The sequence below is a fragment of the Pseudomonas sp. LY-1 genome (assembly GCF_053502595.1).
Window position 1 is genome coordinate 2149006 of the sequence record NZ_CP094353.1, and the last position, 13738, is coordinate 2162743.

Annotated in this window: 13 protein-coding genes; 4 read left to right on the plus strand and 9 right to left on the minus strand. The window is 61.2% G+C overall.

What is annotated here, in order from left to right:
* Positions 1-71: 71 nt before the first annotated feature.
* Both MOQ67_RS09855 and MOQ67_RS09860 read left to right on the plus strand, forming a co-directional pair.
* On the plus strand, positions 72-557 hold the full coding sequence (locus tag MOQ67_RS09855; protein ID WP_017849411.1) for a glutathione peroxidase: 486 nt from the start codon (positions 72-74) through the stop codon (positions 555-557).
* The gene (locus MOQ67_RS09860) at positions 554-1018 is read left to right on the plus strand and encodes a MarR family winged helix-turn-helix transcriptional regulator (RefSeq protein WP_046384229.1); all 465 of its coding nucleotides are present in this window, start codon (positions 554-556) and stop codon (positions 1016-1018) included. The genes MOQ67_RS09855 and MOQ67_RS09860 overlap by 4 nt, the downstream gene beginning before the upstream one ends.
* Here the strand turns inward: MOQ67_RS09860 and MOQ67_RS09865 are convergent.
* On the minus strand, positions 999-3308 hold the full coding sequence (locus MOQ67_RS09865; protein ID WP_198717430.1) for a hybrid sensor histidine kinase/response regulator: 2310 nt from the start codon (positions 3306-3308) through the stop codon (positions 999-1001). The two genes, MOQ67_RS09860 and MOQ67_RS09865, sit on opposite strands and share 20 nt — an antisense overlap.
* 169 nt (positions 3309-3477) lie before the next feature.
* Between MOQ67_RS09865 and MOQ67_RS09870 the strand changes: the two genes are divergently transcribed.
* Positions 3478-4368, plus strand: a complete 891-nt coding sequence (locus tag MOQ67_RS09870) for an ATP-binding protein (protein ID WP_026140337.1) — start codon at positions 3478-3480, stop codon at positions 4366-4368.
* Positions 4365-4847: a GAF domain-containing protein gene (locus tag MOQ67_RS09875; RefSeq protein ID WP_193039855.1), complete on the plus strand. Its 483-nt coding sequence runs from the start codon at positions 4365-4367 to the stop codon at positions 4845-4847. Before MOQ67_RS09870 ends, MOQ67_RS09875 begins: the two co-directional genes overlap by 4 nt.
* A 42-nt stretch (positions 4848-4889) precedes the next feature.
* Here MOQ67_RS09875 and MOQ67_RS09880 read toward each other — a convergent pair whose 3' ends face one another.
* The 8 genes from MOQ67_RS09880 to MOQ67_RS09915 form a co-directional block, all read right to left on the minus strand.
* The gene (locus MOQ67_RS09880; RefSeq protein WP_198717431.1) at positions 4890-8525 is read right to left on the minus strand and encodes a transporter substrate-binding domain-containing protein; all 3636 of its coding nucleotides are present in this window, start codon (positions 8523-8525) and stop codon (positions 4890-4892) included.
* Positions 8526-8533: 8 nt separating this feature from the next.
* Complete coding sequence (locus MOQ67_RS09885) at positions 8534-9157, minus strand: response regulator transcription factor (protein ID WP_017849417.1); 624 nt, start codon at positions 9155-9157, stop codon at positions 8534-8536.
* A 255-nt stretch (positions 9158-9412) separates the two neighbouring features.
* Entirely contained in the window at positions 9413-9799 is a 387-nt protein-coding gene (locus MOQ67_RS09890; protein WP_017849418.1) for a response regulator, read from the minus strand.
* A 172-nt stretch (positions 9800-9971) separates the two neighbouring features.
* A complete protein-coding gene (locus MOQ67_RS09895; protein WP_017849419.1) occupies positions 9972-11303 on the minus strand; it encodes a deoxyguanosinetriphosphate triphosphohydrolase in 1332 nt (443 codons plus the stop codon).
* Positions 11304-11374: 71 nt separating this feature from the next.
* Complete coding sequence (locus MOQ67_RS09900; protein ID WP_046486414.1) at positions 11375-12538, minus strand: EAL domain-containing protein; 1164 nt, start codon at positions 12536-12538, stop codon at positions 11375-11377.
* Between the two features lie 92 nt (positions 12539-12630).
* Positions 12631-12972 carry a hypothetical protein gene (locus MOQ67_RS09905; protein ID WP_017849421.1) on the minus strand — a complete coding sequence of 114 codons (342 nt, stop codon included), beginning with the start codon at positions 12970-12972 and terminating at the stop codon, positions 12631-12633.
* Complete coding sequence (locus MOQ67_RS09910) at positions 12969-13358, minus strand: phage holin family protein (RefSeq protein ID WP_017849422.1); 390 nt, start codon at positions 13356-13358, stop codon at positions 12969-12971. Before MOQ67_RS09910 ends, MOQ67_RS09905 begins: the two co-directional genes overlap by 4 nt.
* Positions 13359-13362: 4 nt before the next feature.
* A complete protein-coding gene (locus MOQ67_RS09915) occupies positions 13363-13677 on the minus strand; it encodes a DUF883 family protein (protein ID WP_017849423.1) in 315 nt (104 codons plus the stop codon).
* Positions 13678-13738 lie beyond the last annotated feature (61 nt).

Consider the following 13738-nt stretch of genomic DNA (forward strand, 5'->3'; position numbering starts at 1 on the left):
ATCAATTCAATTGCACGCAATTGAATTGCTCGCTATGTTTTGCCTTCTTTCTCCTGATCCGAGGCATTGCCATGAGCGACAACCTGCTGAGCATCCCTTGCACCACCATCAAGGGTGAGCAAAAGACCTTGGCCGATTTTGCCGGCAAGGCCATTCTCGTGGTCAACACTGCCAGCAAATGCGGCTTCACCCCGCAGTACAAGGGCCTGGAGCAACTCTGGCAGCAGTACAAGGACCAGGGCCTGGTGGTGCTGGGGTTTCCGTGCAACCAGTTCGGCAAGCAGGAACCGGGCAACGAAGGCGCGATTGCCGAGTTCTGCGAGCTGAATTTCGGCGTCAGCTTCCCGTTGTTCAAGAAGATCGACGTCAATGGCGGCGCTGCCCACCCGCTGTTCGTGCAGTTGAAAAAACGCGCGCCGGGCCTGCTGGGTTCCAAGGGCATCAAGTGGAATTTCACCAAGTTCCTCATCGGTCGCGACGGCCAGGTGGTCAAGCGCTTTGCGCCAACCACCAAGCCCCAGGAGTTGACCCAAGAGATCGAAGCCCTGCTCAAATGACCGACCTGCCCACCGTGTCCCTGGCGCTGGACAACCAGCTGTGTTTCAAGCTCTACGCCGCATCGCGCGCGGTGACCCGCGCCTATAAACCGATGCTTGACCAGTTGGGCCTGACCTACCCGCAATACGTGGTGATGCTGGTGTTGTGGGAATGGCACCACGCGACGCCGCCCCAGCCCACGGTCAAGGCCTTGGGCGAGCGCTTGATGCTCGATTCGGGCACGCTGACGCCGCTGCTCAAGCGCCTGGAGCAGCTTGGGTTAGTGAGGCGCCAGCGCAGCGCGCAGGATGAACGCGAAGTGCATTTGAGCCTGAGCCACGCCGGGGTGCAGTTGCGCGGCCAGGCCCATCAATTGAAAACCCGCTTGCTGTGCGACAGCGGTGTCGACCTCAACCAGGCCGATGCCTTGCGCGAGGGGTTGGACCAATTGCTCGCGCAGATCAGAGACTTGTCGTCTTAGGCACCCACAGGTCCAGCAACGCATTGAGTTCTTCGCGGCGAAATGGCTTGGCCAGGTAGTCATTCATCCCCGCCGCCCGGCAACGCTCGCGTTCTTCCGACAGCGCGTTGGCGGTCAGGGCGACAATGGGCAGGTCCGGCCAGCGCCCGCTGCGACGAATCTGCCGACTGGCCTCGTAGCCATCCATCACCGGCATGTTGCAGTCCATCAGCACTATGTCGAAGTGCTGTTCTTCGAGGAACTTGAGCGCTTCGCCACCATGGGCGGCGACGATCACTTCGCAGCCCAACTTGCTGAGCATGCCCTTGGCCACCAGTTGATTGACCGGGTTGTCCTCCACCAGCAGGATGCGTGCCCGGTGGACCAGGGGCGTGGCGTCGAGTGCGATCGGGTCGAGGATCAAGTGCGCGTCGCTGCGCAGATTACGTTGCAGGATCTGGTACAGCGCGTTGCGGCTCAAAGGGCGCGCCTGTTGCTGCAACGGCGCCAGGGCCGCGACTTCCTCACTGGGCATGAAATTGCCATAGGCGGTCACCAGCAGGATCGGCGCCGTGATGGCCGGGCGCAGGCGAAACAGGCACTCCGGGCAGTCTGTGATCAGCAAGTCGGGTTTTTTCCCGCTCAAGTCCTCATCGATAGAATAGCAATGCACTGTCAGCCCCCAGTGAGGTAGCAGGGTGCTGAGCAGCTCCGCCAGGCCGCTGTCGGCACTGGTGATTGCAATGACTTCGCCCGTCAGCGGCGCGAGCCGGGGCGCAGGCAAATGGGCGGGCAGCGGCAGGTCGGCGCAGAACTGGCTGCCGAAGCCGACTTCCGAACTGATGCTCAGCCGACCGTGCATCGCCTCGCACAGGTTATGGGTCAGCGCCAGGCCCAGGCCGGTGCCGCCAAACTGGCGGGTGATGCCCGCGCCAGCCTGGGTGAACGGCTGGAAGATCTTCACCTGCGCGTCCTGGGCAATGCCGATCCCGGTGTCGCGCACTTCGATTTTTACTCGGCCATCCTGGGCGCTGAGGCGCACATCCACGCGGCCGAAGCGCGTGAACTTCAAGGCGTTGGACAGCAGGTTACTGACGATCTGCCGCACACGTGTCGGGTCGCCGAGCACCTGCGCCGGGAACTGCGGGTCGATCAGGCACGTCAGTTCGACACTCGGCGCGGCGTTCTGCGATAACAGGTTGGCGGTGTCTTCCACCAGCGCGCCGAGGTCGAACGGGATGTGCTCCAGCTCCAACTGGCCCGCGTCGAACTTGGACAGGTCGAGGATATCGTTGAGCAGTTCCACCAGCACCTTGCCGGAGTCATGGGCGATCGACAGTTGCTGGCGCTGCTCGGCGTTGAGCGGGCTGTCCAGCGACAGCGCGATCATGCCCAGCAACCCATTGAGCGGCGTGCGGATTTCGTGACTCATATTGGCCAGGAACGCCGCCCGCGCCTGAGCCATGCCCAGCGCGTTCATTTTTGCTGCTTCCAACTCATCGTTGGACTGGCTCAAGCGCTGGTTGCTGGCCTTGAGCTCCAGCGTGCGCGCCGAGACGATGTTTTCCAGTTGTCCCAGGTACTCGGTGAGGCGGTCCTCGGCGTGACGGCGCTGCTGGATCTCGGTTTCCAGGGTGTCGAATTGCTGGTTGGCCATGTTGACCAGCACGCCGATTTCATCGTGCTCGTGCCCCGGCGGGCAATCCAGGCGTGTCTGCCTGCGCGTGCTCAGCTCGCGAATGATGCGTACCAGCGGTTGGGTCAGCATCACATAGAACAGGCCCAGCAGGATCCCGGTCAGCAGCAGGCTGCGTACAAACCCGTTGATCAGGGTGACCTCGGCACGGTGCAGGAAGCGGCTACCAAAGGCGTAGGTGTCTACGTCGAGGCGCAGCACGCCAAGGGATTCATTGGGCATATGGCTGAGGAACAGCCGGTCTTCAAACTGGCGGTTGGCGCCGAACAGGAAATCGCTGACGGGCCGGTAGGGGCTTTCCTTGCGCGGCCGTCCGACGTCGGCCAGTACCACGCCGTTGTTGTCGGTCAACCGCGCCTGAATGATGGCGGGGGAGTGCAACAGGCCGAGGGTCAGCTCCTGGGCCAACTCGGCGTCGATGTTGTAGGCGATGCGCGACGCCGGGTTATGGCTGATTTCAATCAGCGAACGAATTTCACGGTTGATGGATGCGTCTTCGCTGGCATAATCAATGCCGATCTGGATCAGGCTGAGCAAGGTTCCCAAGACGAAACCGACCAGCACAGTCAATCTGGCTTGTTTATAAGACAAGCGGTGGGCGAACTTGATATCCATCGAGTGTTGAACCACTTCACGTTTCCCTTCGCCCGGCAAGCATAGCTGAACATCCACAGGTTCAGGCTTGCCCGGCACGAATCGTCAGTTTTAGAGGTGCAGCCCGGAGCGCTCGGCCGCAGGGTTGCCAATACGCCATCTTTTACAAGAACTTGCCAGAGGAATAGTCGTGGATTCTCGATTGAATGCCTTTCTTGAGCGTGCCGATGCCGTACTCGCGCGGCTGGAACCCCTGTTGCCAGCCCCGCGCCAAACCATCGACTGGAACCAATGCCTTGCGGCCCGTTGGCAGCGTGAGGGTCGCAGCGGCTTCCTGCTGCCGCTGGAGGTCAGCCTGGACATGCGCCTGTCCGACCTGATCGGTGTGGATAAGCAGCGTGAAACATTGGCGCGCAACACCCAACAGTTCCTCGACGGCCTGCCCGCCAACCATGCGCTGCTGTGGGGCTCGCGCGGCACGGGGAAATCGTCGATGGTGCGCGCCTTGCTCGCCCAGCACGCCAGCGCCGGTTTGCGCTTGATCGAAATCGAACGCGATCACCTCGCCGACCTGCCGCGTGTGGTCGAACAACTGCTCAAGCTGCCGCAGCGTTTCATTCTGTTCTGCGATGACCTGTCGTTCGAGGCCGGAGAAGGCGATTACCGCGTGCTCAAGAGTGTGCTGGACGGTTCCCTGGAACAGGCGCCGGAAAACGTGCTGCTGTATGCCACGTCCAACCGTCGTCACCTGGTGCCGGAAAACCAGAGCGACAACGATAACTGGAAACGCGTGGATGGCGAGCTGCACCCGAGTGAGGCGGTGGAAGACAAGATCGCCTTGTCCGACCGTTTTGGCCTGTGGCTGTCGTTCTACCCATTCACCCAGGAACATTTCCTGAACGTGGTGGAACACTGGATCGGCGAGCTGGCGCGCAAGGCCGGCCTGCAGTGGCAGCGTGATGAAGACCTCGATATCCTCGCCGTGCGCTGGGCCACCGGGCGTGGCAACCGCAACGGCCGTTGCGCGTATCAATTCGCCCGTTACTGGGTGGGCCTCAAATTGCTGGAGCGTCAACCATGATCGATTTGCAGCAGGCCGGCAGCGGTCTGGATGGCTATGCCATGTTGTGTGCGCAGTTGGAGTCGCTGCTGGCCGATGAGCGCGATTTCATCGCCAACAGCGCGCAGTTCTCTGCGTTCCTGTTCAATCAGTTGGGTGACTTGAACTGGGCCGGTTTCTACCTCAACCGTCACGAAGAGTTGGTGTTGGGGCCGTTCCAGGGGCAGATCGCGTGTGTACGCATTCCGTTCGGGCGTGGCGTGTGCGGTGCGGCGGCCGCGTCGCGCCAGACCCAGCGGGTGGAAGATGTGCATGCGTTCCCGGGGCATATCGCCTGTGACAGTGCATCGAACAGTGAACTGGTGGTGCCGCTGGTCAAGGATGGCCGACTGATTGGCGTCCTCGACCTCGACAGCCCGTCGCTGGCCCGGTTTACCGCGCAAGACCAGGTTGGTATCGAGCAGTTGGCGGCGATTTTCCTACGCCTGACCGACTGCTGACCGACCGTTGCGGGGGGGGCGGGCCGTGCGGCGCGCTCCTGCCTACCCTGGAGAGCCCAGGCCGTTGAGTTGCATGTGCAGCAGGCGCTCCAGTTCCAGCATGCACTTTTCCAGGGTCTTGATGCCGGTTTCGATCACCGCCCGATCATCGCCGCGGGCGCAGGCCTGCTCCAGCGCTTCGCATTGCGCCGCCAGTACACTGGCCTGGACGATACGCGCAGCGCCCTTGATCTTGTGGGCCTGCTCGATGATGTCCTGCGGTGAAGCCTGCTGGGCCCACAACGTGACCAATATCTGGCGATCGTGACAGCTGCTGCTCAGCAGTTCCTCAAGCAGCCGCCGAGTCAGTTGCGGATCGCCGCCCGTCAGCGCATCCAGGTGGCTGAGGTCGAGTCGCGGGCCGGACGGCTGCGGCGCGATCTGCGCCAGTTGCCGTTCCAGCGCCGTGAGGCTGATCGGTTTGAACAGGCAGTCGTTCATCCCGGCTTCGGCGCAGCGCAGCTTCTCTTCGGGCTGGGCGTTGGCGGTAAACCCCAGGACCACGCAGGGTGTCAGTTGCTCCCGCTGCTCATACTCACGGATCGAGCGGCTTAACTCATAGCCATTCATGATGGGCATGTTGCAGTCGGCGATCACCAGGTCGAAGTGGGCCTGGCGCCAGGCCTGGAACCCGGCGGCGCCATGTTGGGCTGCGGTGAACTGGTGGCCCAGGTAACCCAGTTGCTGGCACATCAGCAGGCGATTCGCCGGATGATCATCCACCACCAGCACGTTGAGCACCGGCGCCGGTGCGGGCGCGGCCGGCAGGGGTTCGTCCGCGGCCTGGATGGGCTGCAGGCAGTTCATCTTCAGGCTGACATGCACCTGGGTGCCGACCATGGGCACGCTGCTTAGGCTCAGTTGCCCGCCCATCATCGCGCACAGGCTGCGGCAGATCACCAGCCCCAGGCCCGCGCCGCTGCGGGCCAATTGCCCGGAATTGTCGGCCTGGGCAAAGGGTTCGAACAGGCGCAACTGGTCGTCGCGGCTGATGCCGATCCCCGTGTCTTCGACCACCAGCTTCATTTCGACCTGCTGTGCCAATTCGGTGGCTTGCACCTGCACCTTGATCTTTACCTGCCCGCGCTCGGTGAACTTGATCGCATTGCTCACCAGGTTGGACAGCACCTGCTTGAAGCGCAGCGGGTCGATCAGCACGTCGGTGTCATCGAGTTCGGGCTTGAACTCCAGCAGCAAACTCAGGGTTTTCTGGCGTGCCAGGCCGTCGAACACCCGCACCACCGACTCGATCACTTCCCGCAGGTTCACACGCTCCGGTGCCAGGCTCAGGCGGCCGGATTCGATCCGCGCGATGTCCAGAATATCGCCGATCAGCTCCAGCAGGTCCTTGGCCGAGTGGTAGGCGACTTCGATCGCCGGGCGGTCGAGATGCCCCTGGTCGGCGCGCTTGAGGGTCAGTTCGAGCATGCCGATCACCGCGTTCATCGGGGTGCGGATTTCGTGGCTCATGGTTGCCAGAAAGGTGCTCTTGGCACGGTTGGCTTCGTCGGCACGTTCCTTGGCGGCGCGCAGCTCATCGAACAGCTGGCGTCGTTCGCTGATGTCGATCCAGCCGCCGATGATGCCCTGGACTTCGCCGGTGGAGTCGCGGTAGGGCAGTATCCAGTGGTAGATCGTCAGCTTTTTGCCATTGATGAGCAGGGTGCGATCAAGGATCAGCGGGTTGCCCTCGGCGACCACGCGCAGATAGTCGGCGTGATACTGAGCCGCTTCGGTTGCCTGGGCCGTGCTCATCTGCATCACACTTTTGCCGATGACCTCTTCGCGCTTGACGTCGAACACCTGCAGGTAGCTGTCGTTGCAGGTCTGCAACAGGCCGTTGCGGTCGCGGACATAGATCGGGTGCGGCGTTTCGTTGACCAGTGCGCGCATGAATTCGAACTGGTCGTTGAGGGCGCGTTCGGCCATCTTACGGTGCTTGATCTCCCGGCGCATGTAGGCGTTCCAGGTCAGGGAAATCAGCAGCAGCAGGCCGGTGACGAGGATGATCTGGGCAATCAGGTGGTGGTAGTTGCGCCAGTAGCTGTCGGAGGCGGCGGCGTAGCCTCGCCAACGGCTGTTGATCACCCCGAGCTCATCGGGGGCGATGCTCAGCAGCGCCTTGTCGAGGATCGCGCTCAACTCGGTGGCACCCCGTGACGTGGCCAGCGCAAAGACTGCGGGGAGGGTGCCGATGCTGCCGCTGATCTGCAGTTTGTCCTGAAACACTTGGGAGGACAGGAAATAGTTGGCGATCACCAACGAGTTCACCGCGCCTTCCACATGCCCTTGGGCCAGGAGTTCCGAGGCCTTGAAGGTGTCACTGGTTTCCACCAGGTGAATGTGCGGGAAATCCTTGCGCAGAAGGCTTTCCAGAGGGTTGCCTTGGGTAATCGCCAGGCGCTTGCCTGCCATCTGTTCAAGATTTGATGGGGCGTCGGGTTCCTTGCGCGTGAGCAATACGTAGGAGTTTTCCAGATAGGGACGACTGAAGTTCAGTTGAGCTTCGCGTTCCGTGCTGGGAATGATGGCGCCGATGAGGTCGGCTTTGCCGGTATCGACTTGCTCGATCATCGCGTTGACATCGCGTGCGCGCAGGATCTCGAAGCGCAACCCGGTGCGCAGGCGGATCAGCTCCAGGAGGTCGGCGGTGATGCCGCGGAAGTTGCCGTCAGCATCGAAGAAGGTCAATGGCGCGAAGGTTTCGTTGGCGATTACCCGGACCACCGGGTGCGCCTTCAGCCAACGTTCCTCGCGTTGCGTCAGTTGCAGTTTTTGCGCGGTGAGCAGGATGTCGCTGCCCGCACTCCAGCGTTTGGCAATGCTCTCCTGCTCATTGGTCGGCACCGCCGCCAGCACCGCGTTGAGGATGCTCAAGAGGGTGTGCTGGTCCTGGCGCACGGCAAAGCTGAAACCATAGGCTTCGTGCTTGCCGAAGTTGGCCATGCGGATATTTTTCAGGTAGCCCTTGTTGATCATGTAATGGGTGGAAATGGTGTCGCCGAGAAACACATCCGCCTGGTCGAATGCCACTGCATTCAGGGCGTTCTGATAAGAGGGGTAGGTGTGGATGGTCGCCTCGGGATACAGCTTCTCGACTTCGCCCAGCGGCAGGTAGTGATAGACCAGGCTCAGGCGCAGCCCGGCCAGGCCCTCACTGAGGCTGCGGGTTTCGCCCTCGCGTGTCACCAGCACTGGCTGGTCCACGGCATACGGTGCTGAAAGGGTGAGCAGCGGGTTGGTGGCCTCAAAGCCATTGGACGAGCCCAGCAGGTCTATTTCACCGGCTTCAAGCGCCTGGATGGAGGCTTCCCGGTTGGGGTAGCGCAGCACTCTGACGGGGAGCGCCAGCGCCTTGGCCAACAGCCCGGCGTAATCGGCCGTGAGCCCCTCATAGTCGCGTCCGCTGGACGTGAGGTCGAAGGGCGGGTAATCGGGAGCTGCCGCGCCGAGTACCAGTTCGCGTTTGTTCTGCAGCCACTGGCGTTGCGTCTTGTCCAGTTGAGTGTCCAGTTGAACGGCGCCTGCGCGGCTCAATAAGGTGAAGTGTTCCGGTTCCGTTTGAGCAGCGAGCACAGAGGTGCTCAAGCACACGCCTGCGCTCAATATGATCAGATAGTCCTTTATACGCCTGGGCATCCGCTTTCTCACACTAGCGCGTTTCGTTTTGCCAACTCGATAAGTTCTACCAAGGACTTGGCTTTGAGTTTTTGCATAAGCCTCTTTTTGTAGGTGCTGACGGTTTTGTTACTGAGGAACATACCTTTGGCAATTTCCTTGTTGGTGCGACCTTGTGCAAAAAGTTGCAAGACCATTAATTCGCGATCATTCACTGCCTTGAACAGTTCCAGTTCCTGGGAATTACTGTCCGGGCCGCAGGCGTTCAATGCCTGGCTGGGGAAGTAGTTGTAGCCGGATAATACAGCGCGGATGGCACTCAGCAGTTCACTCAGGTCGCCCTCTTTGCACACATAGCCATCGGCGCCCGAGCGCATGCAGCGGGTGGCGAACAGGGTTGGGCATTGGGCCGTCAGAATCAGGGTTTTCATCGAAGTATTCATTGCGTTAAATCGGCACAGCACTTCGAGGCCATCAAGTTTTGGAATACTGATATCCAGAATGATCAGGTCTGGAAGGCATTCGCGAACCATTTGTATTGCATCACAACCGTTATCCGTTTCGCCGACGACTTTATAGCCTTCGTGTTCCAACAACATACGAATCGCCAGCCTGATAACAGGATGGTCATCAATGATGAAAACTGTGTTCATAATCACATTCCATGCAAGTGCAAATAAAGCGGGCACATTAGCTCAGAAGGCGAGGCGGGAGCATGGAGGTGAGGGGGCGTAGATACAGAACAGGAATATTCCTACATTAAAAAAGGTATTGCCTTACGATCTATCAAGGCTTTGTGGACGTCTGTTTCAGAATTCGGTCGGCGATGCGGGTTCGGGCCTTGGCCCACCGGTTAAGCGGTTATTGTGGTAAGTTTTTCCTATGTGGAGATGTTTAAATTCCTACATTTACAGCGGGCTTATCAGCGTCATTAGTTCGTCCCGGTTTAACGGTTTTGATAAATAACCAAGTAACGGCAAGTTACGTTGTAAGGCTTGAGTCTTCAGATTCGCCAGTTCGGGCAGGGGCAGCCCGCTCAGCAGGATCGCCCCTGCGATAAACCCCCGCCGACCGGCGATTTCGACTAACTCAAGCCCGGGCAGATCTGGCAGGCATTGGTCGCACAGCATGAGGTCGAAGGGCCGTTCGGACTGGGTCATCAAGCGGATCGCCTGTTCGGCGTTTTCCGCCAGGGTCAGGTGCTCGAAGCCGAAGCTGTTGAGCAGGCACTGGGTTGCCAGGAGCTGAAAGGGGTGATCCTCCACCAACAGGATGCGAAGGCAATTCTTGAACATAGGAAGGGCACACGGTGAGTCAAGCGGCGATTGGGCGGGGCGTAGGAAGGCGCCCTATGCCCTTTAAGAGCGTGCGTGATTATTCATCGGGTGTTTGTACTGATTCGATCAGGCCGCTCTGTTCCCTTCGTAGGTAGATTCTGTTCAGGCAACAGGCAGCTGGATCAGTCATCTATTGCGGGCTGGAACGCCCGGTCATTTCCCGCGCCATCTCGGTGGCGTAGCTGTCGGTCATGCCGGCGATGAAATCGATCATCCGCAGGAACGAGGCGTGCAGCGACCAGGCCGGGTCGGGGGCACTGTTGCCCAGCAAGTCGAGGATGCGCCGGTTCTTGAACGACGGCGTGCGCCCGCCGTGCTGTTCAAGCGCCGCCCCGCAGAAGGCGTTGAGGAGGATTTCCAGGGTGGTGTAGGCGCCGATTTCATGCAGGGTCTTGCGCTTGTCCTGGAAGATTTTCTTGCGCGCCATGTCCTTGGCATCCAGCACGCAGCGCTTGGCGGGGCCGTGCATATGCTCGACCAGATCACCGTGCAAGGTGCCGGCGAGCAAGGCGTCCTGTTGTTCGACGAAAGCGCGTGCGGCGGCGTTGGTCAGGTGTTCGATGGCTTTGCCGCGCAGGATCGCCAGTTTGCGCCGCCGTGAATCCTGGGCGCCCAGTTGCCGGTAGGTTTGCGGCAGGTCGTCGCCGACCAGGTCGAGCAGCAGCGACTCGACTTCGGCATATTGCAGCAAGTCCATTTCCAAGCCGTCTTCCAGGTCGATCAGCGCGTAGCAGATGTCGTCCGCGGCCTCCATCAAGTACACCAGCGGATGGCGCGCCCAGCGTTGTTCTTCCAGCTGCGGCAGGCCGAGCTTGTGGGCGATCTGCTCAAGGATCGGCAATTCGCTCTGGTAGCAGCCGAACTTGTGTTTCTTGTAGCCCAGGGAGTCGGCATGGCGGGCGGTCCACGGGTATTTCAGGTAGGTGCCCAAGGTCGCGTAGGTCAGCCGCGTGCCGCCGTCGAACTGGTGGTATTCCAGCTGGGTCAGCACCCTGAAGCCCTGGGCGTTGCCTTCGAAATTGAGGAAGTCATTGCGCTCGGCCACGCTCATGTCGTCCAGCCAGCCGCGCCCGGCGGCCTGCTGGAACCAATGGCGGATGGCGTCTTCGCCGGAGTGCCCGAAGGGCGGGTTGCCGATGTCATGGGCCAGGCAGGCCGATTGCACCACCATGCCCAGGTCACTCGGGTCGCACCACTCGGGCAGGGCGCTGCGCAGGGTTTCGCCCACGCGCATGCCGAGGGAGCGGCCGACGCAGCTGACTTCCAGGGAGTGGGTCAGACGGGTGTGGATATGGTCGTTGCTCGACACCGGGTGGACTTGGGTCTTGCGCCCCAGGCGGCGGAACGCGCCGGAGAAAATGATGCGGTCATGGTCTTTGTGAAACGGGCTACGGCCCAATTCTTCCGGGCTGTGCAGGGGCTTTCCAAGACGTTCGCGAGTCAGCAGGGTGGGCCAATCCAAGGCGGGTACTCTCCGTGCGGTGAATGACTCGCCCAGCTTCCCGGTTCCGGGTGGGCGGGGCAAGCGAAAATCTACAGGCCGACCGCGTCGATATCGATTAACAGCAAGCGCTGACCGTTATCGAAGAATTGTCCGGCGGTCAGGCAATACTGGTTGGTGGTGGCGTCGCGGTAGGTCGAAGACAGCGTCAAGCGGCGCTCGTCCCAGCCTTCGGCCAGCAGATGATAGAAATACGGGCGCCACGACCAATTGTGGCCGAGGTAGCGGCTGTCGGCTTGCCAGGCGTCCTGGCGCCATTCGAAATTGGGGGTCAGTTGGGTGCCATGCCGGTCGCACTGGTAGAACCGCAGCAGCCAGGGATAATCCGGCAATTGCGGCAAATGGCTCAGTGGCGCCTGGCCCTGGGCCCAGGTCTGGAGGATTTTCATCAGTTCGGCCAGTTGTTGGCGCAATTGCATGATGCGTCCGCGTTCGGCGAGTTTTTTCTGCACGTAGGCGCCACGCAGTTGGGCGAAGCGCGGCACGAAAGCATCGGCGGCGAACCAGTCCAGTTGCGCCTGGGCAAACAGATAACCCTGCACATACCGCGAGCCGCATTCCAGCGCAAAACTCAACTGCGCCTCAGTCTCCACCCCTTCGGCAATGATCCAGCAGCCGGTTTTTTCCGCCATTTGCGCCAGTGCCCGCACCACTTCACTGCTGGGGCCCCCTTTGGCGGCCTCCTGAAACAGGCGCATGTCCAGCTTGAGAATGTCCGGCTGCAACGCCAGCACGCGGTCGAGCTGTGAATAGCCGGCGCCGAAGTCATCGATGGCGATGCGCGCGCCGGCCTCGCGATAGCGCGCCACCACGTCGGCCAGGCGCTGGATATCGCCGCCCAGTTCAGTGATCTCGAACACGATGCGCCGTGGATCGACGCCGTGGGCCTGCACCTGTTGCAAACTGGGCAGGGCCTGGCCGGCACGCAGGCGATTGATCCAGCGCGGTGAGATATTCAGGCTCAGAAACCAGTCCTGCGGTGCCTCGTGCAGACGGCTCAAGGCGTTGTCGCGGATCTGCCGGTCCAGGCGCCGCAAGGCCACGCCCGAGGTGCGCGGGTCGGCGAACAACGGGCCGACCGACAGCAGGCGACCGTCAGCCTGGCGCAGGCGGCCGAGAGCCTCGACGCCGGCGATGCGCCCGGTGGCGGTGTCGATGAAGGGTTGGAAGCAGGCGAGCGGTTGCCCGTCGATCACGGGGCCTCCTTAAAAACGTTGGCAACAAAGTGCCCGGCCCTCGTTGACGAGGGCCGGGCCGATTCTGTTTGCAAGAATGCAGCCAGCAGGCCTCAACCTTTGCGTGAGGCGCCCTGCATGGCTAATTTGATCAGTGGGATCAAACCGGCGCCCAGCCGCACCAGGCGGGTCAGGCTGCTGAGACTGCCGCCCTTGGCGCCCTTGCCGGTAAAGAAGCCGATCAGCGTCACTGCGGCCACGCCCCACAGCGGCGCATGCTTGATGCCCAGGCTGTCCTGCCAGTGCTGGCCCATGTTGCGCACCTTATTCAGGGGCGCCATCAGTTGCTGGGACTCGTGGCGGATTTCCTGGCGGTGCATTTCCATGCGCAGGCGGATCAATGCCTTGCGCATTTCCCGGCGCGAGTTGGTGGGTGGGATTTCAGTCAGGCTCATGGCAGCAGGCGCTCCCGGTCATTGGCCAGCTCTTCGAGGGTGGCGTGGAACGGCGTGGACTCATCGAACACCGCCGCCTTCAAGCGCACACCGCAGAATGCAGCGGCCAGGGTATAGAACACGCAGAGGCAGATGATTCCGGTCAGGCGGTAGCCGGTGTCCCACACCAGAATCATCACCAATGTCGACAACCCCACCAGCAACAGCAGGGCAAACACCAGGGCCAGCCCGGCAAACAGCAGCAGGCTGACGGTGCGCGCTTTCTGCTCCTGCAGCTCGATGCCGAACAGTTCGACATGGCTGTGCAGCAAGCCCAGTACGGCTGCGCCCAGGCGTCGGGACGTTGAACTTGGGCCCGTGGACGAGCCGGATTCGCCGATAGACATAGGATTAGCGCCTTGTAGCCAACAGACCGATCAAGAAGCCCACGCCAGCGGCAATGCCCACTGATTGCCAAGGGTTGGCCTGCACATAATCTTCGGTCGCGGTGACGGCGGCCTTGCTGCGGTCGCGCAGGGAGTCTTCGGTCAGTTGCAGGGTTTCACGGGCCTTGAGCAGGCTGTCGTGGATCTTGGCGCGCAGCTCGTCGGCCTGGTCACCGGCCAGGATGGCGGTGTCGTCCAGCAACTTTTCAGTATCACTGACCAGCGTTTGAAAATCCGCCATCAGTATTTCTTGAGCCGTCTGTGCTGTTTTGCTGGCCATGGTTATCTCCGTGAGTGGCTGATCGGTACGTGTGGTTTCGAGTCACCGGTATCGGTGAAGG